The following is a 26382-nucleotide window of genomic DNA, read 5'->3' as shown; positions in this document are numbered from 1 at the left end:
CGGGACGCCCTCGAACACTCTTGCGCCGCCCTTCAAGCCGCCGCGTGCCAAGCCATCTCGATACGCACCTCGTCGTACGGGAAATGCAGCTTGCCATCGGAGGTCTTGTCGATCAGGCCGATCGACGCAAGCCGCCCGGCGTCGGCATGCACCGCGCGCACGTCGCGCCCCACTCGGCGTGCAAGCTCGCGCACCCCGAGCGGACCGGCGCCGGTAAGTGCCTTGAGGATGGCGAAACGGTTGGCGGTGAGGGTGTCGAGCAGATCCTCCTCGGTCGTGAATGAATATCCCGGAGGCTGGGGCTTGCCGCGCTCAACAGCCTGCACGATCCGTCGGCTCCATTCGTCCTCTGCCTCAACACGAATCATCAGCCTGTTCATGCGATCGCCTCCAAAGCCGGATATCACGGTGAAAGTCCGCGAGCAGGGTTGCAAGATCGGTAAACGTCATCGGCGCTTCGGCGTCGCCGATGTGCTTGTGGTCCCCCTTCCCGCGCTCGTTGCCGTAGCGCAACACGCATCGATCGTTTGCGACCAGGGCCAGTCGGTACTTGTACAGGTGGGCGCACCCCGCGACCGGCTCCGGCAAGCGCCACACCTTGACCTCCTTGAACAGGCCGACGGCGAGGGGCTGTCTTTCGTGAATCAGGAGTTGCGCCGTCATGTTGCTATCGTAGCAACATTAGGCGTGTTGACAATAGAGCAAAGCTTTTGCCCCCGGCACCGCCCGACGGGACCGATGCGCGAAGCCTGCTCGTGCGCCTTAACCGACCCGAAGCACCTCGACGTCTCACCAGCGGTTGGGTCTGGGTGCTGCGTCGAAGAGACGTTCTTGTTGTCATAGCAAATGGCGTATAGAGTGGAGCCAAGTGGCGTTACTGGTGGAGCATCTGGTCATGACGAATACGGCGACCGGGATTACGGTCCCGACGCATCCGCAAGCAGCCGATCTCTTGAAGGTCTTGCAGACCCCAGCACCCCAGCTGGTCGAGCGGGTGCGCCGCGGCCTGCCCTTCACCGAGCTGGAGGCCCTGCGCGAACCCTTGGGTCTGTCGCTGCAGGAGCTGGCCGCCTATGCCGGCATTCCGAGCCGTACCCTGGTGCGGCGCCGTCAAGCCGGTCGTCTGGACCCGGCCGAGTCCGAGCGCGTGCTGCGTATCGAACGACTCTTGGCCCTGGCAACCGAGATGCTGCGCGACGTCGCGCGCGCCCGGGACTGGCTCACGTCGCCGAAGACCGCGCTCGCAGGTTTGCGTCCGCTCGACTACGCGGACACGGAAATCGGTGCGCGTGAAGTCGAGCAACTGATCGGCCGATTACGCCATGGGGTCTTTTCTTGAGGTGGTTTCGTCTGCTCGACGAGGCGTATCTGGAAACGGCCTTCACCGGCGAAGGTGCCCGGCTCTTCGGCGGGCGTTGGAATTCACCCGGTGTTTCGATGGTGTATGCGGCCCAGTCGCTGTCGCTTGCGCAGCTCGAGCTGCTCGTCCACTTGGAGGCTGAAGACGTCCTGCGCGGACACTGGCGATACATTGAGCTCGAGGTGGTGCCCGAGGCCGTCTTGGCGTGCGAGCTCGTGGCCGAGCTGCCCGCCGATGACGCCGCCTGGCCGGCTCCGGCATCGACGCGATCGATCGGCGACGCCTGGGCCGCATCAGGCGTCTCGGTGGGGCTGACTGTGCCCAGCGCCGTGACACCCGGCGAGCGCAACCTGATCCTGAATCCAGCCCATCCCGGCTTCGCCGCCGCCGTGGTGATCGGCGAACCGCGGAAATTGGTCATGGATCGGCGTCTGCTCAAGGCCGAGCGGACTTGAATGCCTGATCTCAGGTGCGGCCCCCGGCGCGGGTTTCCTGGACCGGCCGCTGCGGAAACAAGCATGCGCTTGGTGTGCATCGATGCGATCTCGAACTTCATCCTGCTCGAGCAGGCCCACGCGCACCGCGTCGAAGCCAAAGCAGGTCGCCGGGGAGTGTGCCGATCTGTTCCAGCGCAGCAGCTCTTGTGTCGAGGGACGCAACGGCTTCCTCGCGCTCGATCAGCATGGGCATCACCGACTCGGCCCGCGCAAGCAGCAGGTCTTGACCGCCCTGCACAACGTTGCGATCAAGCGGCCCGACGGCACCACGGCCGCCGAGCGCTTCTTCGCTCAGCCCCACCCATCTTTGTTCGAGCAGGTGCTCGAGCGCATGCCCTGGCCCGCCCGACCGGCGCGACGACGCCAAGACTCCGGAGCTGATCTTCGAAGTCCTCGGCCCATCCACCTCAAACTGCTCGACGCCAACCGGCCGGATGAGGCGCAAAAGCTCGTTTCGACCTATGTGATCTCCGACGAGATGGCCACGCGCATCGCCGAGGTCATCATCCCGCAGCTCTCGTTCGATCCGGGCGTCGACCATAAAGGCATCCTCGTGGTCGGCAACTACGGCATCGGCAAATCGCACCTCATGTCGGTGGTCTCGCTGGTCGCGGAGAACGCGGCCTACACACCTTTGCTCGGCCACCCCAAGGTCGATGAGGATGTCCAAGTCGCTGCTGTCGGTGTCCTGGCCGTGCAGCACGGAGCCGAACACCCGAGCGTTGCGGGCGCGGTGGGACTCGACCACAGACCGCATTGCGGCTCGGTTCGAGTCCAATGCTTCTGAAGGTTTCATGGGCTCCCCCGTCACAAGCTTCATGAGGCGTCGGCACGGACGGCCGATTCGCGAAGCGGAGCTTCTTCTCGCGGGTGACGAAGCCGGAGCTTCGTCACCAGAGTCCAACGCTATCGCATGCCGTGGGACCGCGGCGAGTCCGGCGCTCGCCCGGCACTGGTCCTGCATCGGCGCTCCGCCGAGTGCGCCGTTCTGCCCTGGGATTATCTGCGCCAGGCGCGCATCGCCGCGCTGAGCCTGGCGCATCTGTTTCCGCGCTTGAGCTACGCTGTCGTGCGTCCGCGGGGCCGCAATCGCGCTCGAGGAGATTGTGTCGGCGCCGATCCCGCGGTGCACTTCCACAACTCCAACAAAAAAACCGGCGCTAGGCCGGTTCTTCGTAAGCTCTTATTTTGTTGGTGGGCGCAGGTGGGATCGAACCACCGACCCCTGCCGTGTGAAGACAGTGCTCTCCCGCTGAGCTATGCGCCCGACTCAGCGGCGCAATGTACCAGGCAAGGTTGGCGCGGTCAACGCCGGCGAGGCGGCGCGAGTCGCCGGTATTGCTCGCTCGGTCTCGCGTGATCGGGTTCCCCGGGCTAAAGTGGCCTGTGCGGATTCGGTCCAGTCCGGTTGGATCGATCCATCTCACGAATGCACCGGATCGCGGATGGGAACTTTCGGTTCAACACGCGCGCCAACCGTCGATGCAGTCGTCAAAATCAGTCGCAATCGAGGCCCAATGTCCGCTGATAATGTGTTTTTCGTTCCCGTCAGGGATCTGTGTCAACGCGAGGTCGTGACCTGCGATCAGGATGAGTCGCTGGTCGCCGCCGCCGAGATGATGAGCGAGCGGAATATTTCGAGCATCGTTGTCTGCTCGGATCAAGTTCCGGTCGGGATGGTGACGGACCGCGACCTGCGCAACAAGGTCGTGGCACGGGGGCAGGATCCCGGCGAGCTGCGCGTGGGCGACATCATGAACAGCCCGCTGGTGACGATCGGCGAGGACGACTATCTGTTCGAGGCGCTTCATCTCATGAGTCGGCGGCGAATCCACCGGCTGTGCGTGGTGGATACGAGCGGTGCGCTCTGCGGGATCGTGACCGATTCCGACGCACTGCGGTTGCAAAGTCGCTCGCCCCAACAGTTGGTGAAGGAGATCGAGGAGGCGACCGACGTCGATGATCTGAAGATCCTGCATGAGAAGTTGGAGAAGCTCGTCGTGCACCTGTCGGGCACGGGCGTGGCGACCAAGGATCTGGTGCAGACGGTCGCGCATCTGAACGACCGTATCCTGGTGCGTCTGATCGAGCTGGTGCGCGCCGACCGCTACCCGGATCTCACGGACCGCTTTGCCTTCCTGGCGCTGGGGAGCGAAGGCCGCAGAGAGCAGACGCTCTCCACCGATCAGGACAATGCGATCGTCTACGCGGACGATCTGACGTCGGACGAGCGCGAGCGTCTGGCGGCCTTCAGCGTGGACCTGATCGATCAGCTTATCGGGATCGGCGTGCCGGCGTGCCCCGGCGGCATTATGGCGAAGAACGAGGCTTGGAGGCGCAGTCTCTCCGACTGGAAGCGTGTTCTCGATAAATGGCTGAGGACCCCGTCGCCCGAGAACATCCTCTCGGGCAGCATGTTTTTCGATCTTCGTACCCTTTACGGAGACGCGAGCTTCGAGGCCGACTTGAAGGCCCACATCACGGCGCAGTTGCGTGCCAATAACCTGTTTCTGGCCTATAGCGCCGCCAATGCGGTCAGCTTCAAGCCGCCGTTGGGGTTCTTCGGGGGGATCAAGCCGGAGCGGCATGGACCTCACCGCGGCAGCATCGAGCTGAAGAAGGCCGGCATCTTTCCGATCACCGAGGGGGTCAAAGCGATGGCTTTACAGGCGGGTGTCGGCGACGGCAGTACCCGCGGCCGGGTGCTCGGTTTACAGGAGTCCGGGGTCCTGCGCGCGGAGCAGGCGGAGAGTCTGATCGCGGCCCTGGATTTTCTGGTGACCCTGCGACTGCGCGCGCAGTTGCTCGCGCTCGAGGAGGACCGCGAGCCGAACAATTATCTACCGCTCGAGCGGCTGAATCGGATCGAGGAGGGGCGTTTGAAGCTCGCGCTCGAAGAGGTTGGACACTTCCAGGGGTTTCTGAGAAGCCGGTTTCATCTCAATCAGCTGGGGCGCTGAACCGGGTCTCGGAGTGACTTTGTTTGCGCTGGGGTATAGGGCTGAGCGGGGCGGGCTCGGTCTTGATGGCGTGAGGGGGCGAGGATGAGGGGGCGACTTAAGTCGCCCCTACGGCCCCTACATCCCTGGAGATCTTTTTCCGGAAACCACTCTCTCGACGACCTTGTTGTCGCTGGTTCCCGGTCGGGCTCAAACTCAGCGCTGTCCGGACGGCGGCTCCAGCGCCAGGATCTCCATCCGATAGTTGCCGGAGGGGTTCTCCACGGTCGGACCCTGGGTCAGCAAGACCAGGCCCTCGCGGATCCCGCGCTCGAAGAGCCAGTGGCGCACGAAGCTCGACCAATCGGAGCGGTCGGCCTCGACCTGGATCGGATGGATGCCGTAGGAGAACTGCAGAGCCTGACAGGTGGCCTTATTCGGGCTGAAGGCGATGATCCAGACCGGGAGCCGGAAGCGCGCGACGTTGCGGGGCGTGCTGCCCGTCTGGGTGGGGACGACGACCGCCTGCGGGGCGCTGTCCTTGATGGTGTGATAGACGCTCGCGGCGATGAGGTCGACGGCACGCATTCGCCCCGAGCCGTGGAACCCGTCCATGGTGCGCACGAAGGGCTGCTTGCTGCGCTCGGGCTCCACATGGGTGGCGATACTCGCCAGCATGGCGACGGACTCGATCGGGTAGCGCCCCATTGCCGATTCGGCGGAGAGCATGACGCAGTCGGTCCCGCCCAGGATGGCGTTGGCGACATCGGTCGCCTCGGCGCGGGTCGGGCGGCGGAAGGTCACCATGGATTCGAGCATCTGAGTGGCGGTGATCACGGGCTTGCCGAAGCGATTGGCGAGCTCCGTGATGTGCTTCTGCACCACGGCGATCCGCTCGATGGGGATCTCCACGCCGAGATCCCCCCGCGCGACCATGATGCCGTCGGCGGCGCGTAGGATGGCCTCGAGATTGTCGAGCGCATCGGCGCGCTCGATCTTGGCGATGATGAAGGGGGCATAGCCGATGGCGTCGGCCGCACGGCGCACGGCAAGGATATCGTCGTCCGTGGCGACGAAGGATTGACTGACGGCATCCAGGCCGTGCTCGGCGGCAAAGTGCAGCCAACCGTGGTCGTCGGCGGTGAAGGCACTGATGCCGAGATTGATGCCCGGAAAGTTGAGCCCCTTGCGCGAGCGCAGCTCACCGCCGACGCGCACGCTGCAGCGGATCTCGGAGCCCTCGACCTCGAGCACCTTCAGCAGGATGAAGCCGTCGTTGAGGAAGAGTCTGTCACCCGGTTGCACGGCCGCAGGGAGGTCGAGAAAGCTCATGGAGACCCGCGACTTGTTGCCGATGATGTCCTCGGTCGTCAGGGTGAGGATATCGTCGCGCAGCAGCTCGACCGGCTCTTCGGCCAGATCGCCGATGCGCATCTTGGGGCCGGGCAGGTCGCCCATGATGGCGACACGGCGCCCGGTGGCTGTCGCGGCCTCGCGGATACGCCCGATCAGCGCCCCGTGATAGTGCGGATCGCCGTGCGAGAAGTTCAATCGGGCCACGTTCATGCCGGCCTCGATCAGGGCGCGAAGCATTTCCGGCGAATCCGACGCCGGGCCGATTGTCGCGACGATCTTTGTCTTGTGGTTGGGAAGTTGCATGTCTCGGTCTCGTACTGCTGAAGGGTTTGGTGCTCGGATGGTTCGGTCGGGGCTGCGGGCGGGACCGAGCCGAGCATGGCCGGTTGGTCGTCATCTAAGCACAACTTGCGCCAGATGTCAGATCGCGATCCGGCGGGAGTGCCTGCTCGCGTGCGGGTTGCTCGCAGGGTGATTCAGGCTGGGCGCGACGCCGATGGTCCGGCGCCCGATCGCACGCGGCGGTTGTCGTTATACCGACGCACTGTGATGTTTGCGTGTCATTGGGTCTGACGGTGGGTTGGTCCTAAACCGCGCCCGGTGCGGTGTGCGTGATGTGTCGGAGCTGGCGCGGTTTAGGGGTTTCCGGAGAATTCGATACCCGTAGGTCGTGCTGACGATAGGAAGCACGACGTCCGCCGATGGTTTGTTGTGCCTCGCATGGCTCGGCACAACCTACGGCCCTGCCTTACGCCTCGTCACGAGACCGGCGCCAGGCCAGGATCGCCGCTCGGTCGGTCTCCTGATCGTGCGCATAGAGGCGTTTCAGCTCGGCCCGATCGGCCTCGGGCGCATCCCGCAGCAGTCCCGCGACCGTGAGGATCGGGCCGCACCGCAAGACCGCGCCTGCAGTGACCTCGGCCAGATAGGTGGTGCGGTCGCCGATGTCCATGCGCGCTTCGACCCGACAGTCCAACCAGGAGATGGCCCCCTCGATCAAGGGCGCGCCGGCGGGTGTCTCGCGCGGCGGCAGGTCGGCAAACTTGTTCGCACGGTGCCCGGAGGCGAGCCCGAAGCGCCGAACGCTCGCGATATCCTCGGCTGCGATGAGATGCAGTGCGAAGGATCCGCTCGCCTCGATCAGGCCCCAGGTGTGATGGTGCTTGGCGACCGCGACGAGCATGCGCGGGATCTCGTGGACGATGGATGCGCGGGTTGCGGCCGTGGCGATGAAGCCGCCTCGGCGCGCCCCGTCGCGTGCCGTGACGAGCCACAGGGGTGGGTCGTAGAGATGGAAGACCTCATTGACGGCGTTGAGCGCCGATGGGCTCTGGACGTGCATATCGGGGCTCATGTCGGGTCGGACGGCCGCTGCACCGGGACGCGTCAGACCGAGGGAAGGCCCGGCACCAGGCTGTCGAGCTTCTCGGTGATGCTCTGCTCGATCCGCTCTCTGAAGGGTTTGAGCAGGAATCCGAGCGAGACCTCGAGGATCAGCAGGGTTTCGGTCACCTCGACACATCCGCTCGCGCCAGGCCGCGAAAAATCGAGCCGATTGCCGTCCCATGCACATTGGGCATCGAGCTCCTCGACGAGCAAATAGGCGAGGGCCTCGATCCGGTCAAGCGCCCGATCGAGGCCCAGTGCATGCTCGCGTTCGATGAAGATGTCCGTCATGTCGCTATTGTTGGTCCGTGTCGGGAGCCGGTCAAGGTGTACCGAGCAGATCGGGTCACCCCGGCGGGTCGGTCTCGATGTCCAGATAGGCCTCGGGTACGAAGCGCGGGGTACAGATGGCCAGGAAGACAAGGTCGCCCTCCCCGGTGTTGGCGATGCGTTGACTCCGATCGGCGGGGATGTAGACCAGATCACCCGGCCCGACGGACTGCGGCGGGATGCCCTCCACCTCGACGCGTCCCGCACCCGAGAGGATCAGATAGCGCTCGGCGATCCCGGCGAGACGATGCCGGCGTGTCGTGACGCCGGGCTCGACCTTGGCGCGGGCGACGGAGACCGCCGGGTCGTCCGTGCGATTCCAGGTCTCGAGGATGTAGCAGCCTTCGTCCGTGAAGAATTCGTCGGCCTCGCGCGGCGTGTGGATCACTCCGAGCGGCGGACTCATCCGCGCCCCGTCGCACGCCGATAGGCCGCCGAGCGACGGTCGCCGCCGCGTTGGCGCGGCAAGGCGCGCCGGTTCAGCGCCGTCTCGATCGCCCCGCAGAAGGTTTCATCGCCCAGCACCCATGCCTTGTTGGTGGCATCCCGAATCCGGGCCAGGAGGGCATCGTCCAGGGGCTGCTCGGCCTGTGCTGCATAGGCGGCACGGCGTGCCTTCGCACTGCGCCCGAGGCGATCGTACTCCGCGTGGACCGTGACCAAGGGGTCGTCGTCGCCCCGCGCGTTGGCCCCGTAGCTCGACCACCCGTAATCGCCGACGCTCCTCACCAGCCCGGCACGCACCGGGTTGGACTCTAGGTAGTGGCTGACCGGCAGCAGAAAGTGTTTCGGATCAAGCAGTGTCGCGCGGTAGCGTCCTTCCCAGAGGGTGCCGGTGCGCTGGTAGCGGGCGTTGAAGTGTTGGACATAGTAGCGCCCCACGTACTGCATCAATTTGCCGACACCATTGTCCAGGTGCGGCGTGAGCAAGAGGTGGAAGTGGTTCGGCATCAGCACGTAGGCATGCAGCTCGCATCCGAACTTCTCGGCGGCAGCCCCGATCTTTTCCCAGAGGAACCAATAGTCTTCTTCCTCGTACAGGATGCGTTCGTGATTGTTGCCGCGCTGGATGACGTGTTGCGGATAGCCGGGCAGGACGAATCTGGGCAAGCGTGCCATGGTTAGGGTCGGAGCCGGTTGGTTGACCTGCCTGTGAGTATAGAACCGATCCGAAAAGAGAACAGGTAACCGGCGGGTCCTTCGTCACTTCGACTCTCCGTGACCCCAGTGTCTCCGTGAGAGGCGGCGGTGTTCGAGCTGGAACCCGTATGCCGACGTTGACCGGTCGGTGGTGAGGGCCGGGCGGAACATGGCGACACGCTCGACTCGGCGCCGGCGTATACTTACGGATTTTTCCGGACGGAGTCGAAGATGCTCGACATCAACCCGATCGCCTACCAAATCAGTGACCTCAAGGGACGTGTCGAGTCCCTTAGGGGGTATCTTTGACTACCCGGAACGCAAAGAGCGTTTGACGGAAGTCCTGCGCGAGCTGGAAGACCCCAAGATCTGGAATGATCCTGAGCGCGCCCAGACGCTCGGCCGCGAGCGCGCGACGCTCGAGGCCATCGTGCTGACGATCGACGAGCTCACGACCGGCCTCGTCGATGCCGACGATCTGCTGGCACTGGCCGCCGAGGAGCAGGACGAGGACACGCTCGCGGCGGTCGCAAAGGATCTGGAGCGTCAGGAATCGCAGGTCGCCGAGCTGGAATTTCGCCGCATGTTTGCCGGTGAGATGGATGCGAAAAACGCCTATGTCGACGTCCAGGCCGGCTCGGGCGGGACCGAAGCGCAGGACTGGGCCGAGATACTGCTGCGCATGTACCTGCGCTGGGGCGAGCGCCGCGGCTTCAAGACCGAGCTGCTCGAGGTCTCGCCCGGCGAGGTCGCGGGCATCAAGTCGGCGACCATCCAGTTCACCGGCGACTACGCCTTTGGTTGGCTGCGCACCGAGACCGGTGTGCATCGCTTGGTGCGCAAATCGCCGTTCGACTCGGGCAACCGGCGCCACACCTCCTTTGCCGCCGTCTTCGTCTCGCCCGAGGTCGACGACACCGTCAACATCGAGATCAACCCTTCGGACCTGCGCATCGACGTCTATCGCGCAAGCGGCGCCGGCGGTCAGCATGTCAACCGAACGGAGTCGGCGGTGCGCATCACCCACAACCCGACCGGGATCGTGGTGCAGTGCCAGACGGATCGCTCGCAGCACAAGAACAAAGACCACGCGATGAAGCAGCTCAAGGCCAAGCTCTACGAGCTTGAGATGCAGAACCGGCGCGCCAGTCAACAGGCGATCGAAGACACCAAGTCCGACATCGGGTGGGGCAGCCAGATTCGCTCCTATGTCCTTGACCAGTCACGCATCAAGGATCTGCGGACCAACGTGGAGACCGCCAACACCCAGTCGGTGCTGGACGGGAATCTGGATCCCTTTATCGAGGCCAGTCTCAAAAGCGGTCTCTAATTGAACCGCGTCCGAGATTGAACCGCGTTCAAGTGTGTTCCGAAGCCTTGGTGGCAGCCGCGGCGTCGCGGTCTCCAGGGGGCTCCGAGCTGACGCGGTTCAAGATATTCAACACTTAAATTCTTAAACCGCTTCTACTGCGACGCGCGTTGGCGTGCGATGCACTCAATGATTCGACGACGTCGGCGTGTTGCGCCGGAAGCGGTTTAAGTAGGAGCAGGGCGATGAGCGAGCAAACCGAACAACACACAACGACGGCGGCGTCGAGCGAAGACGCGGTCGACGAGCACAAGCTGATCGCGCAGCGGCGCGAGAAGCTGTCGCAGTTGCGCGCCCAAGGCCCTGCGTTTCCGAACGATTTTCGGCGCGATGTGATCGCGGGCGAGCTGCTGGCCGAATACGGCGAGCACGAGCCCGAGGCGATCGAGGCGCTCGGGCTGCGCGTGAAGGTCGCCGGCCGGCTGATGAGTCGGCGCGTCATGGGCAAGGCGAGCTTCGCGCATGTGCAGGATATGTCCGGGCGCATCCAGCTCTTCGTCCAGCGCGATCTGATCGGCGAGGACGCCTACGCGGTCTTCAAGCGCGACTACGATCTCGGCGACATCCTCGGCGCGGAGGGTCTACTGTTCAAGACCAAGACCGGCGAGCTGTCGATCAAGTGCGACAACATTCGTTTGCTGACCAAGGCGTTGCGGCCGCTTCCCGAGAAGTTTCATGGTCTGACCGACATGGAGAGCCGCTACCGCCAGCGCTATCTCGATCTCATCATGAACGGCGGCACCCGCGAGACCTTCCGCATCCGCATCCGGGTCATCCAGTTCATCCGCGACTATCTGAACGCCCGTGGATACCTGGAGGTCGAGACCCCGATGATGCAGGTCATCCCCGGCGGTGCGGTCGCGCGTCCCTTCATCACACACCACAACGCCCTGGACATGCAGCTCTTTCTGCGCATCGCGCCCGAGCTGTTTCTCAAGCGTCTGGTGGTCGGCGGTCTGGAGAAGGTCTACGAGATCAACCGCAATTTCCGCAACGAGGGGCTTTCCACGCGCCACAACCCCGAGTTCACCATGCTCGAGTTCTACGAGGCGTACGCGGACTATCGCGACCTCATGGACCTCACCGAGAACATGCTGCGCGAGATGGCCGAGCAGGTCCTCGGCCGCACGCTGATCCAGTATCAAGGCGAGGACTACGACTTCGGCCGGCCCTTCGCGCGCATGACGGTCCGCGAGGCGATCCTGCACTTCAACCCGGATCTCGGAGCGGCCGATGTCGACGACCTCGAGCGCGCTCGTGCGGTCGCCGCCCGGCTGGGGATTGCGGTGAAGCCCGGCTGGGGCCTCGGCAAGCTCCAGATCGAGCTGTTCGAGCACACCGCCGAGCATCGTCTGATGGCCCCGACCTTCATCACCCAATACCCGACCGAGGTCTCCCCGCTGGCGCGGCGCAACGACGAGAACCCCTTCGTCACCGACCGCTTCGAGTTCTTCGTCGGCGGGCGCGAGATCGCCAACGGCTTCTCCGAGCTGAACGACGCCGAGGACCAGGCCGAGCGTTTCCGCCAGCAGGTCGCCGAGAAGGAGGCCGGGGATCTCGAGGCCATGTATTTCGACGCCGACTACATCCGCGCCTTGGAGCACGGCATGCCGCCGACGGCGGGCGAGGGCATCGGCATCGACCGCCTGGTCATGCTCTTCACCGACTCGCCCTCGATCCGGGATGTCCTGCTCTTTCCGCACATGCGCCCGGAGGCCGGCGGCTGAGTCGATCGGAGAGGTCCGGCGCGGCGGCTCGCCGCCGTTCCGCCGCAAGCTTGCCGGGGGTCCGCGATCACGCCTTTGGCGTCTATCCCGGCAAGGACTCGGGGGCGACGGACGAGTCGTCGCGCCGACCAAGCCGATGCTCCGCGCGGCATCGCCAGACGTCGCGCCCCTTTCGGTCGATCAGGCCAGGGTGGATTGGAGGGACCAAATGCACAGGACCGCAAAAGCCGCATGGCGGACGGCGCTGCCGATCATCGCCGTCACATTGACCCCGCTTGCGCACGCCGACACCGAGATCTGGACGCCGATTCCCGGCACCCGGACCCCCGATTACGGCGGTCCGCTCCTCATCGAGCGCGACGGCATCGTCTATCCCGCGATCAAAGGCACCCGCACCCCGGACTACGGCGCGTCCGACCGTCTGATCATCCGCGACGGCAAGATCTACAATGCCATTCCCGGCACCAACACCCCCGACTACGGCTCGGAGCAACGGCTGCTCAGAAACCGCTGACCCTCGGCGCTAGAGCGCGTTCGAGGCGGTTCCGGCATCGGCGAAGTTGAGATTGCTGTTGCGAGTCGTCGGGACTGTGGAAGAAGACGCGGGGGTTGCTCGCGGAACCGGCCGGGTCGCTGATCGGGTCGGATCGGCGAGTGCAGTGCAGTCCATCGGCGCCGGAGTGGGGTTCGGTGGACTTCGCTGTCGCTCGTCTACCCGACTGGGTGGTCTGATGAGGACGGGCGTCGGCGCCATCGTGGACGCCGACACAAAGGAGGTCGTCGAATGTTGGGTTGTTTGCGCTATCTGATCAATCTGGCGTTCTGGGCGCTTGTCGCGTACATCGGCTTTTTCATCGTCATGAGCTTCGTCTTCCGATGACACCTTGATGCCTTGTTCCTCACTTCGGAAATCGCGGTAGGTGGCGCGGAGCGCCACGGGGAATGCGTGACACCGCGGAGCGGATGTCACGAGTTCCTGAGTCACGTGTCAGAAGCAAGTCGAGCGCCGGATTCCAGGTGCGGTGCCGGCGTTTGCGGAGTCTTGCGTCGGAGTCAACCATCGAGTGCATCCGGGGCGGGTTCTGCGTCGTGGCCGATGCACGGCCGTTTCAGGCCGTCGCTTCGCCGGGCTCTCGTGCGAGGGCTTGGCGGATGCGCTCGAAGCGGCTGTTCAGGCCGGCGGAACGGAGCGCGGGGCCGCAGAGATACCACTCTTTGAGGAGTCTGGCGCTGCCTTGCAGGGGATCCTCCTCGCCGTCGACCATACGCTCGGTCAGGCGTGCGACTTGGTACTCCAAGCGCTGTTGGGCAAGCTCGGGCGGGGTTTCGACGCCGGCGAGGATTTCGAGCTGCAGACAGAGTTGGCTCAGGTGCGCGGCGTTGGCGTCGTAGCGGCGGCGCAGTCCGGCGAGCTGCTCGGGGTCTTGTGCGGCGGCGAGTGCGGAGGAGAAGCGCGCGGCGATGGCCTGCTGGATCTCGCTGTCTTGTTGCTCCGGGAGATCCGCCCAGGCCTGCTCGGCCGCTTCGGGGGCGAGCGGTGCGTCGGTTTCTCCGAGGAGTCCGAGCTCGAGACGCTCGCACAGCTCGGCTTGGCGTTGCAGCAGATCGAATGCGCCTCGGCGCTGTTGGTCCTCGCAGGCGTGCAGGTGCTGTCTGAGCGCCTCGCGGGTCTCGCGCCAGTGTTCGTTGAGTGGGCCGGCGCTCTGGCGCGGGATGGGCAGGGACTGGGCATCCTCCCAGCGCCGCTCGAGCTCGCGCAGCTCGGCGCGCAGTCGTTTCGGATTCTGCTCGGTTCGTGCGAGTTCGCGTCCGTCGGTGCAGATGGTCTCGCGCGTGGCGAGGTGCTCCTTCATCTCGTTGGCGTGCGCCTGGTGCAAGGCGGCGCGACGTTCGAAGATGGCGTCGCAGGCGCTGCGGAAGGTCTGCCAGAGCTTGTTCTCGTCCTTGTGGCGAGCCGGAACGGTGGTGTGCCACTCGCGCTGGAGTGACTTGGTCTGCTCGATGGCCGCGTCCAGATCGGGCTCCGCGACCAGGGCTTCGACCTTGGCGATCAGCGCGTGCTTCATCGCCTGATTGCGTTTGCGCTCCCCGTCCAGGCGGCGATCGAGCTGCTTGAGCGCTTGGCGGAAGCGCCCTTCGAGCGCCTTGAAGTGGCGCGGGTCCACCGGTCCGATGGAGGCCCAGGTGTGGCGGGTCTCGCGCTCGGCGCGCAGGACGCGTTTCCAGTCGATACGCTCCCAATCGACCTTGGAGAGGAAGTCTTCGATCTGGTCGCAGACGGACTCGCGCGCGGCACGGTTGGCCTCGCGCTCGGCCGCTTGGGCCTCGATGAAGGGGCGACAGCGTTCTTGGACGGCGTCGCACGCCTTATGGAAACGCTCGGCGAGGGCCGGGCTGGCGCGCGGTCCGGTCTGCTCCAGGCCCTTCCAGTCCATGCGCATGGTGTGGAGTCGCTCGCCGAGGGCTTGCAGGGGCAGGTCGGCTTCGATGAGCTGCTCCATCTCCTCGCAGAGGCCGTCGCGATGCTGATCGGCACCCCAGCGACGCCAGTGTTGAAGGTCGCGCAGGCGCGGTGCGAGCAGATGCAGGCGTGCCGCGATCTCCTCGGCAGCGCCCTTGGGCAGGGCGCTGGCCTCGACCAGATCCAGGCCGGCGCGCAGGCTTTGGAAGAGCGGGTCGGCCTTCTTCAGCTCGCCGTCCTCGAGGTGCTTCTCCAGCTCGGCGAGTTTTTCGGGGAGCTGCTTGAGACGGTGCTCGGCGTTTTTGCGCTGGGTTTTGGTGCGCGATTCGACGCGATCGACGAGTCCGAGGAAGACTTCGGTCTCGGCGGTTGCGGGGAGGTCGGCGGTGAGTGCGCGGGCCTGCTCGATGAAGGTCTTGGTCGCGCGCAGATCGATCGGCTTGGGCTCGTCGAGTAGCTTCTGTGCCCGATTGCTCGACTTATGCAGTTGCGACAGGCGCTTGCGCTGATCGTCGAGTGCCGTGCACGCGGCGTCGGCCGCGTCCATGAGCGTGCGGTAGCGCTGATCGAGGGGCCTCTGGCGCTGCGGCGGGAGGGCGTCTAGGGGGTCCCAGGCGGTCGAGACCCGTTCGCACAGGGCGCGAATCGCTTGCTCGCTGGTCAGCGTCGGTGCCTCGGCCAGGGTGTCGAGGAGGGCGAGGCGTTCGGTGTGCAGAGACTCGTGCGCCTCTTCGGCGGCGACCCTGGCGGCGGTCGCGCGCGCGTGACCGCCGTAGGCCAGGATGAAGTGCTCCCGTGCGCTTTCGTAGCGCGTGCGCCCGTCCGGCTCGACCTCCTCCCGGATCTCGGCCCATTGGCGGTCGAGTAGATCGAGGATGGCGCGATCCTGATTCCATTGCTCGAGCCGACCGAGACGCTCGGCCTTCTGGCAGAGCTCTTCGCAGAGTACGCGCACGCGCAGCGGCCGCTCTTCGCGCTCGGAGATCAGGCGGAGCTTCTCGCGTGCGCTGCGGTAGACGTTCTTGTCGCGCTTGCCGATCTGGCGCACGACCTGCTCGAGTGCGTCTTTGGTCTCGATACGCTCCATGGCCGCGCCACGGTTGGCGGCGAGGGGATCCTGAACCGCACAGAGCGCGAGCACCTCGGGAGACCGAAGCCGCTCGATGGCGGCGCGACGGACCTCGGGGTCCTGCCCTTGGAGGGCGACTTGCTCGAGGATGCGTGCGTCCTCGATGTGCGATAGCTCTGCGACCCGCGCATCCACGCTCACACCGTCGGGGGTGAGCTCTGCCGGCTGGGTTCCGCAGAGGAGATGGCGATAGCGGGCGGCGGCGATCTCGCGCACGCCGGCGTCCGCGTCGTCGGTGAGGATCAGGCGAAGATGGGACAGCGCGACGAGCCGCCGCGTGGCCTCGCGCCGCACCGCCGGGTCTTCATGAGTGCGGGCGCGTTCGGCCAGAACCTCCTGGTCCTCTTCCTTGTGCGTATCTTGTCGTTTTTTCTTGAGAAAGCGCTCGAATAGCATGTGTGACTCGCCAACCGTTGCCCACGGACCGGCCATTGTACTCAGAAACGCGAGCAAACGGTCCGACGACTCTATACCTCGTGCAGCACGGACGATGTGTCGAGACCGTTCCTTGTCGTTGTCGTTGTCGTATCGATGGTCGATGACGACAACGACAAGGACAACGACAATGATCTCGGACGGTTTCGGAATCTCTGCACTACTCCACTAAACCGCGTCCAGAGCGACATGCGTTATTTTCATGTTGTGTCGGGCTCAAGGATTTTTCCGACCTTTTTGGAGACGCGGTTTAAAATTTAATATTTTTGAATACTCTAAACCGCGCCAGCTCCGACAGTCGTCGGAGCTGGCGCGGCCGATCCACTCCAACACATGACGCATACCGCACCGGGCGCGGTTTAGATCCGACAGTGCTCCGGCAGGACTGCGTGAAGTCGGGCGTCCTCCGCAGGCAGTGCGATCCCGGCGTCCTCGGCGATGAGGCGAAGGACGGTGATGAAGGGGTATCCCGCGCCGGTCTCGGCCTTGGTCTCGAAACAAGCCTCGTAGGCGTCGGCGATGCGCCGAACGAGGCGACGGGCCGTTTCGCCGAGCGGGTCGTCCGGATGCGGGGGCGCCGCCGCTGCGGTCGTGGCGGCCGAAGGTGAGACAGGCTGCAAGGCGGGCGGCGTGTCGAGAAGGGTTGACGCGGCCCCGGCGATGCGCTCGACCTCGCGACAGACCGCGTCCAGATAGGTTTGGTCGTGGACACGGTCGAAGGGGTCGGAGCTGCGCAGACGACCGGTGATCGCCTCGCGCGACGGCTCGTCGAGTGCTCCGAGCCCCCGGACGAGCAGACGCGCCGTCTCCGCGAGTGCCGAGAGCGGTTCGCTTGGATTCGGTGTCGACTCCGTGGCTGGAGGTTCCGGCGGCTTGAGAGCCGGTACGGCAGCGGCCTCACCGACTTTCGCTGGGATGCGGGTGTCCTTCGTAGATGCGCGACAGCTCGCGATACCGTACTCGACGGCGGCGGCGAACAGCTCGCGGCTTTCCGGATCGCCGACGGTCTGGTCGGTCAGGCACGCGATTAGGGCGGCGCGTCCGGATTCGGAGAGTCGGTAGGGTTCGAGAAAGTGGGCCTTCTTGGTGCGTTTGAGCGCGTTCTGCGGCGGGGCATCCGGCGGCTCGGCCTCCGCGTTGCGCATCCGACGGCTGCGCGGCGGACTGCTCTGTCGGCCCGGTGTCGGCGTCGGGATGCCTGATTTTCGCATGATGCCGTTCCTTCCGCGGGCGGTTGCCCGGTGGCGGATGGTGCTCGCTGAACGCTTATTCGCGAACGAAAGGGTTGGTGCGTCGCTCCTCGCCCAGGGTCGACATCGGGCCGTGCCCGGGGATAAAGCGTACGTCGTCTCCGAGCGGAAACAGGCGCTCCCGGATGGAGTCGAGGAGCTGGCGATGGTTTCCGCGCGGAAAGTCCGTGCGTCCGATCGAGCCCTTGAAGAGAACGTCGCCGACCTGTGCGAGCTTGCCGCGTGCGTCGAAGAAGACGAGATGGCCCGGCGTGTGACCGGGGCAATGCAGGACCTCGAGGGTCTCCTCGCCGACGGCGATGCGCTCGCCCGGCTGCAGCCAGCGATCGGGCTCGAATGCGGTCACGGGCGGAAACCCGAACATCTCGCACTGCTCGACCAGGGCATTGAGCCAGAAGGCGTCGTCGGGGTGCGGGCCCCAGATCGGGATGCCGAGTCGGCGCGCGATCTCGGCGCTGGCGCCGACGTGGTCGAGGTGGCCGTGGGTGAGCAGAAGGTATTCGGGTTTCAGATCCAGCGCTGCGACCTGCTCGAGGATGCGCTCGGCCTCGCCGCCCGGATCGACGATGACGGCGGCAAGGGTGTGCTCGCACCAGAGTAAGGTGGTGTTCTGCTGAAAGGGGGTGACGGGGATGATTCGAAATTGCACGGGGTCTTGCTCACGCGGTCGGGACGAGATATCCGCGCATGGTTTCATCTGGTGTCCGGGTTGTCCAGGACGCGATGGGGGGTAAGTATGGTGTTTGAACACCAAATCCGTTGTCGTTGTCGTTGTCGTAATCGATTACGACAACGACAACGACAACGACATTAATCACGACAACGGCCTTTTGAACCGCTCACAAGGACGGGATACGGCCCTGTGTGGTTTCACGACCTGTGCGGGATCTCTGCGAGAGGGCGAGACGGCCTTTGTTCGTGCGCGGGGCCTCGGGTCGGGTTGCCCGCGCTCGACAAGCCCGACGCGGGGCCGTTGGCGGCAACCCGAATGCGCCTTCAGGAACGCAGAATGGCGTAGAGCGTATCCTTCAGAACCAAGCGTTCCTTCTTGAGCTCCTCGATGGTCTCGTCGGCGACGGGCGTCCCCAGCTCTTCGAGGTCGCGCACCCGGGCGTCGAGTGTGTCGTAGTCGTCCATCAGTTGCGCGAACTCGGCGTTGCTCGAGCGCAGTGCCGAGATCTTCGCTTCGAGATCGGGGAACTCGTGAAGGAGGTCGTGTGATTCGCCAAGCATTGTATCCGTTCCTCAAAAAGGTGCAGTAACCCGCGCAGTGGTCGCGCCGGCGGTCGTGTGGTCGGGGCGGGTTTGGCTCGCCGGGTGCAGGCGCAGCGGCGATCCCGGCTCGATGCCCCAAAATGATACCGCAGCGTTATGGGTCGGACATAGCCCGTTCACGCCGAACGGTCTGCTGGGCTGCCTTACTTGGTGTTCGCGTCCAGGTGTTTGATGACTGCGGCGGTCAGATCAAGCTTTTCGTCGAGATAGAGGAGTCCGGACATCCCGGGCTCGACGACCATGCCGACCTTGTTCTTCTTGGCGACGGCGGTGATGGAGTCGCGCGCCGGGCCGATAATCTCGCGGCTCTTGGTCTGCTGGACCTTCATGATCTCCTGTTGGAGGCCGTTTGCCTTCTCCTGGAAGGCTTCGATGCGCTTCTGAACGTCGGCCTCCTGCTTGCTGACTTGGTCGGTGCTCATCAGTGGTGAATCGCGCTCGAGCGATTGCTGGAGCTTACGGATCTCCTGCTCCTCGGCAGCCATCTCTTCGCCACGCGGCTCGAACTCCTCACGCAGCTGGTCTTGAAGACGTTTGCCCAGCTTGCTGTCCTCGAGAACCTTTTGCATGTCGACATAACCCAGCACGTCGGCGGCCAAGGCGTGGGTCGGCACGATGATGAAGAGCGCAAGCAAGAGAACGAGAGCAATACGGGACATGAGCGGGACTCCGAGGATCGAAAGAGTAGGGTAACGCAATACGCGGTCCGCGAGCATACAGCGGCGAGGCCGATCGCGGAACGGCGGCGCGCGCGATTCTAACCCCCGCTCTCGGCCAGGGGAAACCACTCGCAGAAACGACTCGCATGCTTGCGTCGCGGGCGCGCCTGTCGGATCCTGTCGCCCGACTCGGGCATTCGGATATCCGCCGAGGGTTCGCGGACTTGGGTCTGCTCGGCGATCGGCGACATCTTTTTCGGAGATCCACACCGTGGGCAACTCGTTGCAGGACCAATTGCTCAAGACCGGCTTGGTCGACGAGCAGAAGCTCAAGCAGGCACGTACCAGCAAGCACAAGAAGACCAAGCAGCACGCCGGTCCGCGCAGTACGGCCGTCGACAACGAGGCCCGGCTGGCCGCCGAGCGTGCCCGGCGCGAGAAGCTCGAGCGCGACCGCGAGCTCAATCTGCGACGTCAGGAAGAGGCGACCTTGCGTGCCGCGGAGAACGAGATTCGCCAGCTCGTGCATACCCATCGGGTGGTGCGCGATCGCGGCGATCTGGCGTTCAATTTCACCGACGGCACGACGCTCAAGCGCATCTATGTCAACAAGGAGCAGCACGCGAAGCTGGTCGCGGGAAGCCTGGCCGTCGTCCGACAGGATGCCTTCTACGAGGTCGTGCCCGCGGAGATCGCCGTGCGGGTGGCGGCGCGCGATGCGAGCCTGGTCTTGGTCCACAACAAGGCCGCCGAGGAGAAGGACGCGGATGATCCATACGCCGACTATCAGGTTCCGGACGACCTCATCTGGTAACGGGTAACGAACGCCGGTGATACGAGCCGGCGATGCGATCAGGCGCAGCGTCCCGTACTCATGATCCGACGTGATCGGAAGCCGCTGAATTCAAAGACCGATTGACAGGAAGACCACGGATGTCCGACATCGCCAACCTCAAGCTCGCCGTGCTCATCGATGCCGACAACGCCCAAGCGAGCATCGTCGAGGGGCTACTCGCCGAGGTCGCCAAATACGGCACGGCCCACGTGAAGCGCATCTACGGGGATTGGACCCTGCCCAATCTGGGGTCCTGGAAGGACACCCTGCTGCGGCACTCGATCCAGCCCATGCAGCAGTTTCGCTACACCAAGGGCAAGAACGCGACCGACGGGGCCATGATGATCGATGCCATGGATCTGCTGTACTCGCGCAACTTCGACGGCTTCTGCATCGTCTCGAGCGACAGCGACTTCACTCGCCTGGCGTCGCGTCTGCGCGAGTCCGGCATGACGGTGTACGGTTTCGGCGAGCAGAAAACCCCGGAGCCCTTCGTCGCGGCCTGCGACAAGTTCGTCTTCACCGAGGTGCTGCGCGAGGGTGCGGGCGGCGACTCGACGACGCGCAAGAGCGGCAAGGATCTGCAGCGCGACGCCAAATTGGTCAACCTGCTGCGTGCCGCACTGGACGGGGCCGCGGACGACACCGGTTGGGCCGAGCTCGGCGCCGTCGGCTCGGCGATCGCCAAGCGCAGCCCCGAGTTCGACTCGCGCAACTACGGTTATGCCAAGCTCAGCGGACTGCTCAAGGCGATCCAGCTCTTCGACATCGAAGAGCGACAGGTCGGGCGCGGGCCGCACAAGGCGCTGTTCGTGCGGGATCAGAAGTCGCCGGCTTAAGGTGATTTCGGGAAAAACGACCACCGTTTAGGGGCGATGTAGGGGCGATGTAGGGGCGACTTCAGTCGCCCCTACACATCTACACCCACGGTCGGCCAAAGGGCGACTGAAGTCGCCCCTACGCGGTGGCGGCCATGTGCCGCCGAGGCGCATCGTCGGCAGTCATGTTGGGTTTGTTCTTCAATCCTAGCCTCGCGCGACGGCGATGCCTTCCGGGATGCGCTCCATGATCGATACACACTGTCACTTGGATGTTGCCGAGTTCGATCCCGATCGAGGGGCGGTGTTGGCCCGGGCGCGCGCGGCGGGCGTGGCCGCTATCGTGGTTCCGGCGATCCATGCGCAGGGTTGGGACGGTCTGCTGACGCTCTGTGCCTCGGCGGAGGATCTCTACCCGGCGCTGGGTCTGCATCCGGTCTATCTCGATCGACATGGTGCGGCCGATCTCGATGGGCTGGAGCGGGCGATCGCCGAGCATCGCCCGCTGGCGGTCGGCGAGATCGGTCTGGACTATTTTCTGCCCGAGCTGGATCGGGCGGGTCAGCAGGCGCTGCTCGAGGCGCAGTTGTCGATCGCCAGGTCCGCGGATTTGCCGGTTCTTCTGCATGTGCGCAAGGCGCATGACGAGGTCTTGGCGACCCTGCGGCGTGCGCGGGTGAAGGGCGGCATCGCGCATGCCTTCAACGGCAGCCTCCTGCAGGCGCAGCAGTATCTGGATCTGGGGTTCCGGCTCGGCTTCGGGGGGATGTTGACCTTCACGCGCTCCTCGCGTCTGCGCCGTCTGGCGGCCGAGCTGCCGGGCGAGGCGATCGTGCTCGAGACGGATGCGCCGGACATGACGGTTGCTGCGCATCGGGGCGAGCGCAACAGTCCGGAGTATCTCCCGGATGTCCTGCAGGCGCTCGCGCAGATTCGCGGCGAATCGCCCGCCGCGCTGGCGGCCTCGACCACGCTCAACGCGTGCGATGCCTTGGGGCTTGCGATCGATGGCGCTTGCGGTCGATCGACGTCCTAAACCGCGCCCCCCGCTAAGGGTCGTGGATTCACCAAACGTCGAGCTCACTCGAAAGTGAGCATCTCGCTCTGGACGCGGTTTAGCATGGACCGATTAATGGAATAAATGATTGACACGATGAATCTTGAGTATGCTGGGGGCCTTTTGAATCGATCGTCTCGAGGGTCCTAGTCCGTGCCATATGCCGTATCCGCCGGTCGCTGGTTGTTCGCTCGATTCTTCCCGTTTCTGGCCTGGGTCGGGGAGCTCCGGCATCCCCGGACGCTGCGGGCCGACCTGATCGCGGGGATCACGGTGGCCCTGGTCCTGGTGCCGCAGTCGATGGCCTACGCCCAGCTCGCCGGGTTGCCCGTGCAGTACGGGCTGTATGCGGCCTTTCTGCCGCCGATCGTGGCGGCGCTGTTCGGCTCTTCTCGGCAGCTCTCGACCGGGCCGGTCGCGGTCGTCTCCTTGATGACGGCCGCGGCGATCGGGCCGCTGGTCGCGACGAATCCCGAGGGCTATGTTGCCTATGCGGTCCTGCTCGCCTTCATGGTCGGGATCTTTCAATTGATGTTGGGGTTGCTTCGACTCGGCGTGCTGGTTGACTTTCTGTCGCATCCGGTGGTCGTCGGATTCACCAACGCCGGCGCGCTCATCATCGCCACCTCTCAAATCGGCAAGCTCTTCGGGGTCAGCGTGTCGGGCTTCGAGCACCATTACGAGACCGTCTGGTACACCGTGCAGGCGGCGATGACGCAGACCCACCTGCCGACGCTCTGGATGGGTCTGTTGGCCATTGTGGTCTTGTTCGGTTTGCGCTCGGTTGCGCCGAAGGCCCCCTCGGTCCTGATCGCGGTCGCGGCGACGACGCTCTTGGCCTATTTCACCGGCTTCCAGGAGGCGGGCGGACGCGTGGTCGGCGAGATTCCGGTCGGGCTGCCCGGGATGACGCTGCCGTCGCTGGATTGGCCGGTGATGGTCAGTCTCATCACGGCCGCCGTGACGATCGCTCTGATCGGCTTCATGGAGGCCATGTCCATCGCCAAGGTCATGGCGGCACGCAGCCGCCAGCGTCTGGACGCCAATCAGGAGCTGGTGGGGCAGGGGCTGTCCAATATCGTCTCCGGTGCCTTTTCAGGCTATCCGGTGTCCGGCTCCTTCTCGCGCTCGGCGGTCAATTTCAACGCCGGGGCGGTCACGGGCTTTGCATCCGTGGTGGCCGGGCTGGCGGTTGCCGCTGCACTGCTTTGGCTGACCCCGCTGCTGTATCACCTGCCGCAGGCGACCCTGGCCGCGGTCATCATCATGGCCGTCGTGAGCCTCTTCAAGATCGCGCCGATCATTCATGCCTGGAAGGCCGAGCCCACCGACGGCGTGGTTGCCGTGGTGACCTTCGGGTTGACCCTGTTGTTTGCTCCGCACCTCGACCAGGGCATCCTGGCCGGAGTCGGCCTCTCGCTCATCCTCTTTCTGTTCCGGACCATGCGCCCGCGTTTTGCGGTCCTGTCGCGGTACGAGGACGGGACCATGCGCGACATCGCCGTGCATCATCTGCCGACCAGTCCCAAGATCTCGATCGTGCGTTTCGACGGCTCGCTCTATTTCGCCAACGCAGGCTATTTCGAGACCCGGGTCTTGGCGGTGGTCGCCGACAACCCGGAGCTGGAATTCATCATCGTCGACGGTGAGGGGATCAACCAGCTCGATGCGACCGGCGAAGAGGTGCTGCATCACTTGGCCGAGCGACTCCGCGAACGGGGGATCGAGATCCTGGTGGCACGGATGAAGAAGCAGTTCATGGATACCATTCGGCGCACCGGTCTGATCCATATCATGGGCGAGGATCACTTCTTCTCGCGCGTGACCTATGCCTTGAACTACGCCTGGGACCGGCTCGGCGACCGGTACGACCGAACGACCTGCCCGCTGCGCAGTACGGCGGGGATTTGAGGGTAATCTTCGTAGGCTAGACAAGCGCCGTAGGGACAAGCGTCGTAGGGAATATGGACGAGCGCAGCGTAGCCCACCAGCGCCGGAGCAGGCTGGGTGGACTTCGCTGCGCTCGTCCATCCTACGGCCTTAATCCGCCCTTCACACGATCGTCCTCTGCGATTTCACGACCTCGTAAGCCGCGAGCGCCGCCTCGCGTGATGCCTTGAGATCGACGATCGGGGCCGGGTAGTCGCGCCCGATCCGGAGGCCCGAGTGATCGAGCAGGGCGGTCGGCGCGCTCCAGGGTTGATGGATGTATTGGTCCGGCAGGCGGGTCAGCTCCGGGCACCAGCGTCGAACATAGGTTCCGCTTTTGTCGAAGCGCTCGCCCTGCAGGACCGGGTTGAAGATGCGGAAATAGGGCGCGGCGTCCGCGCCGCAGCCGGCGCTCCACTGCCAGCCGAGGCTGTTGGCGGCGAGGTCCGCGTCGATCAGGGTGTCCCAGAACCAGCGTGTCCCGGCCTGCCAGGGCAGGCGCAGATTCTTGGTCAGGAAGGAGGCGACGACCATGCGCACCCGGTTGTGCATCCAGCCGGTGTGCCGGAGCTGGCGCATGCCGGCATCCACCAGCGGGATGCCGGTCTCGCCGCGCTGCCAAGCCCGGAGCAGCCGCTCGGCATCCTCCTTGCGCCAAGGCAGGGCGGCGAAGCGTCGATCCAGCGGCTCGTCCGTGGTGTGCGGGTAGTGATAGATCAGATGGTGGGCAAACTCGCGCCAGCCGATCTCGCGCACGAAGGACTCGACCGGATCCGCGCTCGGGTCGTCCCACTGCTCTTTGACCATGGCGATGATCCGACGCGGACCGATCTCGCCGAAGTGCAGGTGCGGCGAGAGCTCGGATGTCCCGGCTTGCGCCGGCAGGTCGCGCTCGGTCGCGTAACCCCGGACACGGTCTCGCAGGAAGGTGCGTGCATGCTCGAGCGCGGCGGTCTCGCCCGGTGTCCAGGTCTCGCGCAAGCCCGCGTCCCAAGGGACGGTCGGCAGCAGGCCCAGGTGATCGAGTGGCAGCGAGTCGAGCAACTCGGGAGGCGGCGGCAAGGCCGCCGGAGCGGGCAGGGGGCGTACGTCGGGAAGGCGAGCGGCGCAGCGGCGCCAGAAGGCGGTGAACACCCGGTAGGGCTCGCCGTTGCCGGTGGCGATTTCCCAAGGCTCGAACAACAGGGATGCGTTGTGGCTGTCCACCCGCAGGCCATCGGCCCGTAATGCTTGCTTGATCCGACCGTCGCGTTCGCGCGAGGTCGGATCGTAGAGACGATTCCAGTGGATGCGCGTCGCGCCGGTCGCCGCGACGATGCGCCTCAGCTCGGCGAGACTGTCCCCGCGTGCGATCAGGAGCCGACTGCCGAACGCCTGTAGAGCCTGGTCCAGGCTCGCCAGGCTGCCGTGCAGCCACCAGCGACTCGCCGCGCCGGGCGCCCAAGGCGCCTCCGAGTCCGGGTCGTGGATATAGACGGGTACGAGTCTGTCGCAGTCGACCAGGGCCTCTTGCAGGGCTGGGTTGTCGTCGAGACGCAGGTCGCGACGGAGCCAAAGGATGACGGTGCTCGGCATGGGGCGTCCGGACGCGGTTCAGTCCGCGAAGACCTCGTCGAAGAACCCCTGCATCAGTGTCCAAGAGCGTGCATCGGCCTTGGGATCGTAGGCGAGTGCGTCCATCCCGTAGGCGGCGGCGCCCGGGTTGGTGAAGCCGTGGCGTGCCCCGGAATAGACGACCATCTGCCAATCGGCACCGGCGGTGTCGAGCCCCTCTTTAAAGGCGGCGATGCGCTCGGGCGGGACGAAGCTGTCGGCCTCGCCGTGGGCGATCAGGATACTGGGTTTGATGGTGCCGGGTTCCAGGTTGCCGGTCGGGGGCAGTGAGCCGTGGAAGCTCGCGACGCCGTCGAGATCGGCACCGGCATAGGCCAGCTGCATCACGGTGGCGCCCCCGAAGCAGTAGCCGATGGCGGCGAGTTTCTCGGTATCGACACGGTCGCTGGCCTTCAGCGTCTCGAGTCCGGCCATGGCGCGCTGCTGCCAGGCGGATTGATTGGCGGTGATCTGCTGCATCCAGCCCTGGGCGTCGGGCGCGTGCTCGGTCACCTTGTTGTCGCCGTACATGTCGGCGGCGAAGGCAACATAGCCCAGCTCGGCAAGCATCTCGGTGCGTTTTTTCACGTAGTCGTTGAGGCCCCACCATTCGTGGACGACGAGCACGCCGGGGCGCTTGCCCTCGATCGAATCGTCGTAGCTGAGGTAGCCCGTGAGGAGGGTGTCGCCGTCGCGGTACTCGACACGCTCGGTCTGGACGGCGGCGCCCGCGACGAGAGGGGCGCAGAGCAGCAAGGCGGCCATGTGGGTCGATGGTCTTCTCATGAGTCTCTCCGATCCGGTGGTTGACTGGGCTTTGAAACAGGTCGGGGTTGG

Annotated in this window: 24 protein-coding genes, 1 tRNA gene and 2 pseudogenes; 11 read left to right on the top strand and 16 right to left on the bottom strand. The window is 65.0% G+C overall.

Annotated elements, in window-relative coordinates; translation table 11 throughout:
- Window positions 1-32 precede the first annotated feature (32 nt).
- Both KFB96_RS05725 and KFB96_RS05720 read right to left on the bottom strand, forming a co-directional pair.
- Window positions 33-380, bottom strand: coding sequence for a transcriptional regulator (locus KFB96_RS05725; protein WP_213455625.1), 348 nt, complete (start codon window positions 378-380; stop codon window positions 33-35).
- Window positions 355-663: a DUF6516 family protein gene (locus tag KFB96_RS05720; protein WP_213455624.1), complete on the bottom strand. Its 309-nt coding sequence runs from the start codon at window positions 661-663 to the stop codon at window positions 355-357. The genes KFB96_RS05725 and KFB96_RS05720 overlap by 26 nt, the downstream gene beginning before the upstream one ends.
- Before the next feature lie 232 nt (window positions 664-895).
- Here KFB96_RS05720 and KFB96_RS05715 point away from each other — a divergent pair, with 232 nt between their 5' ends.
- From KFB96_RS05715 to KFB96_RS05705, 3 genes and pseudogenes are all read left to right on the top strand, one after another.
- Entirely contained in the window at window positions 896-1339 is a 444-nt protein-coding gene (locus KFB96_RS05715) for an antitoxin Xre/MbcA/ParS toxin-binding domain-containing protein (RefSeq protein WP_213455622.1), read from the top strand.
- Window positions 1336-1815 (top strand): RES family NAD+ phosphorylase, encoded by a 480-nt coding sequence (locus KFB96_RS05710; protein WP_300971327.1) that lies wholly within the window; start codon window positions 1336-1338, stop codon window positions 1813-1815. The genes KFB96_RS05715 and KFB96_RS05710 overlap by 4 nt, the downstream gene beginning before the upstream one ends.
- Window positions 1816-1897: 82 nt before the next feature.
- Window positions 1898-2467, top strand: a pseudogene (locus KFB96_RS05705) (DUF6079 family protein); the annotation flags it as partial.
- Window positions 2468-2509: 42 nt separating this feature from the next.
- On the opposite strand, the pseudogene KFB96_RS27405 reads toward KFB96_RS05705, so the two are convergent.
- Together KFB96_RS27405 and KFB96_RS05700 are read right to left on the bottom strand one after the other, a co-directional pair.
- Window positions 2510-2653: pseudogene (locus tag KFB96_RS27405) on the bottom strand (nucleotidyltransferase family protein); the annotation flags it as partial.
- 396 nt (window positions 2654-3049) lie between these two features.
- Window positions 3050-3124 (bottom strand) — tRNA-Val (locus KFB96_RS05700).
- Window positions 3125-3374: 250 nt separating this feature from the next.
- Between KFB96_RS05700 and KFB96_RS05695 the strand changes: the two genes are divergently transcribed.
- The gene (locus tag KFB96_RS05695; protein ID WP_213466001.1) at window positions 3375-4817 is read left to right on the top strand and encodes a DUF294 nucleotidyltransferase-like domain-containing protein; all 1443 of its coding nucleotides are present in this window, start codon (window positions 3375-3377) and stop codon (window positions 4815-4817) included.
- Between the two features lie 195 nt (window positions 4818-5012).
- Here the strand turns inward: KFB96_RS05695 and pyk are convergent, their stop codons facing one another.
- The 5 genes from pyk to KFB96_RS05670 all read right to left on the bottom strand — a co-directional run bounded on the left by pyk (window position 5013) and on the right by KFB96_RS05670 (window position 8987).
- Entirely contained in the window at window positions 5013-6455 is a 1443-nt protein-coding gene (gene pyk / locus KFB96_RS05690; RefSeq protein WP_213466003.1) for a pyruvate kinase, read from the bottom strand.
- Window positions 6456-6900: 445 nt separating this feature from the next.
- Window positions 6901-7506, bottom strand: a complete 606-nt coding sequence (locus KFB96_RS05685; RefSeq protein WP_300971326.1) for a flavin reductase family protein — start codon at window positions 7504-7506, stop codon at window positions 6901-6903.
- A 32-nt stretch (window positions 7507-7538) separates the two neighbouring features.
- A complete protein-coding gene (locus KFB96_RS05680) occupies window positions 7539-7829 on the bottom strand; it encodes a polyhydroxyalkanoic acid system family protein (RefSeq protein WP_213466005.1) in 291 nt (96 codons plus the stop codon).
- A gap of 55 nt (window positions 7830-7884) precedes the next feature.
- Window positions 7885-8274, bottom strand: a complete 390-nt coding sequence (locus KFB96_RS05675) for a cupin domain-containing protein (RefSeq protein WP_213466007.1) — start codon at window positions 8272-8274, stop codon at window positions 7885-7887.
- Entirely contained in the window at window positions 8271-8987 is a 717-nt protein-coding gene (locus KFB96_RS05670; protein WP_213466009.1) for a transposase, read from the bottom strand. The genes KFB96_RS05675 and KFB96_RS05670 overlap by 4 nt, the downstream gene beginning before the upstream one ends.
- A gap of 252 nt (window positions 8988-9239) precedes the next feature.
- On the opposite strand from KFB96_RS05670, the gene prfB reads away from it, so the two are divergent.
- The 3 genes from prfB (at window position 9240) to KFB96_RS05655 (ending at window position 12618) form a co-directional block, all read left to right on the top strand.
- Window positions 9240-10338, top strand: a protein-coding gene (gene prfB / locus KFB96_RS05665) for a peptide chain release factor 2 (protein WP_213459924.1) whose coding sequence is annotated in 2 segments (ribosomal slippage) — window positions 9240-9314 and window positions 9316-10338 — 1098 coding nt in all. Because the reading frame shifts where the segments join, the coding sequence is not laid out codon by codon here.
- Between the two features lie 224 nt (window positions 10339-10562).
- Complete coding sequence (lysS, locus tag KFB96_RS05660) at window positions 10563-12104, top strand: lysine--tRNA ligase (protein WP_213459733.1); 1542 nt, start codon at window positions 10563-10565, stop codon at window positions 12102-12104.
- A gap of 208 nt (window positions 12105-12312) precedes the next feature.
- Window positions 12313-12618, top strand: a complete 306-nt coding sequence (locus KFB96_RS05655) for a hypothetical protein (protein WP_213459731.1) — start codon at window positions 12313-12315, stop codon at window positions 12616-12618.
- A 595-nt stretch (window positions 12619-13213) separates the two neighbouring features.
- Here the strand turns inward: KFB96_RS05655 and KFB96_RS05650 are convergent.
- From KFB96_RS05650 to KFB96_RS05630, 5 genes are all read right to left on the bottom strand, one after another.
- Window positions 13214-16090, bottom strand: a complete 2877-nt coding sequence (locus tag KFB96_RS05650) for a DUF349 domain-containing protein (protein WP_213459730.1) — start codon at window positions 16088-16090, stop codon at window positions 13214-13216.
- A gap of 398 nt (window positions 16091-16488) precedes the next feature.
- Complete coding sequence (locus tag KFB96_RS05645; protein WP_213459729.1) at window positions 16489-17340, bottom strand: hypothetical protein; 852 nt, start codon at window positions 17338-17340, stop codon at window positions 16489-16491.
- Between the two features lie 55 nt (window positions 17341-17395).
- Complete coding sequence (locus tag KFB96_RS05640) at window positions 17396-18028, bottom strand: MBL fold metallo-hydrolase (protein WP_213459728.1); 633 nt, start codon at window positions 18026-18028, stop codon at window positions 17396-17398.
- Window positions 18029-18375: 347 nt separating this feature from the next.
- Window positions 18376-18612: a DUF465 domain-containing protein gene (locus KFB96_RS05635; protein ID WP_213459726.1), complete on the bottom strand. Its 237-nt coding sequence runs from the start codon at window positions 18610-18612 to the stop codon at window positions 18376-18378.
- Between the two features lie 185 nt (window positions 18613-18797).
- Complete coding sequence (locus tag KFB96_RS05630; RefSeq protein ID WP_213459724.1) at window positions 18798-19313, bottom strand: OmpH family outer membrane protein; 516 nt, start codon at window positions 19311-19313, stop codon at window positions 18798-18800.
- Window positions 19314-19584: 271 nt separating this feature from the next.
- Between KFB96_RS05630 and KFB96_RS05625 the strand changes: the two genes are divergently transcribed.
- The 4 genes from KFB96_RS05625 (at window position 19585) to KFB96_RS05610 (ending at window position 23934) form a co-directional block, all read left to right on the top strand.
- On the top strand, window positions 19585-20127 hold the full coding sequence (locus KFB96_RS05625; RefSeq protein WP_213459722.1) for a DUF2058 domain-containing protein: 543 nt from the start codon (window positions 19585-19587) through the stop codon (window positions 20125-20127).
- A 119-nt stretch (window positions 20128-20246) separates the two neighbouring features.
- The gene (locus tag KFB96_RS05620; protein WP_213459720.1) at window positions 20247-20987 is read left to right on the top strand and encodes an NYN domain-containing protein; all 741 of its coding nucleotides are present in this window, start codon (window positions 20247-20249) and stop codon (window positions 20985-20987) included.
- 226 nt (window positions 20988-21213) lie between these two features.
- The gene (locus KFB96_RS05615) at window positions 21214-22002 is read left to right on the top strand and encodes a TatD family hydrolase (protein WP_213459718.1); all 789 of its coding nucleotides are present in this window, start codon (window positions 21214-21216) and stop codon (window positions 22000-22002) included.
- A 204-nt stretch (window positions 22003-22206) separates the two neighbouring features.
- Window positions 22207-23934 (top strand): SulP family inorganic anion transporter, encoded by a 1728-nt coding sequence (locus tag KFB96_RS05610; protein WP_213459922.1) that lies wholly within the window; start codon window positions 22207-22209, stop codon window positions 23932-23934.
- 141 nt (window positions 23935-24075) lie between these two features.
- On the opposite strand, the gene KFB96_RS05605 is transcribed toward KFB96_RS05610, so the two are convergent.
- Entirely contained in the window at window positions 24076-25527 is a 1452-nt protein-coding gene (locus KFB96_RS05605) for a deoxyribodipyrimidine photo-lyase (RefSeq protein ID WP_213459716.1), read from the bottom strand.
- An 18-nt stretch (window positions 25528-25545) separates the two neighbouring features.
- A complete protein-coding gene (locus KFB96_RS05600) occupies window positions 25546-26331 on the bottom strand; it encodes a dienelactone hydrolase family protein (RefSeq protein ID WP_213459714.1) in 786 nt (261 codons plus the stop codon).
- Between the last annotated feature and the right edge of the window lie 51 nt (window positions 26332-26382).

Source organism: Thiocapsa sp. (genome assembly GCF_018399035.1).
GTDB lineage: Bacteria > Pseudomonadota > Gammaproteobacteria > Chromatiales > Chromatiaceae > Thiocapsa.
Note: the sequence above shows the minus strand (reverse complement) of the source record. Positions and strands in the feature narration are given on the sequence as shown.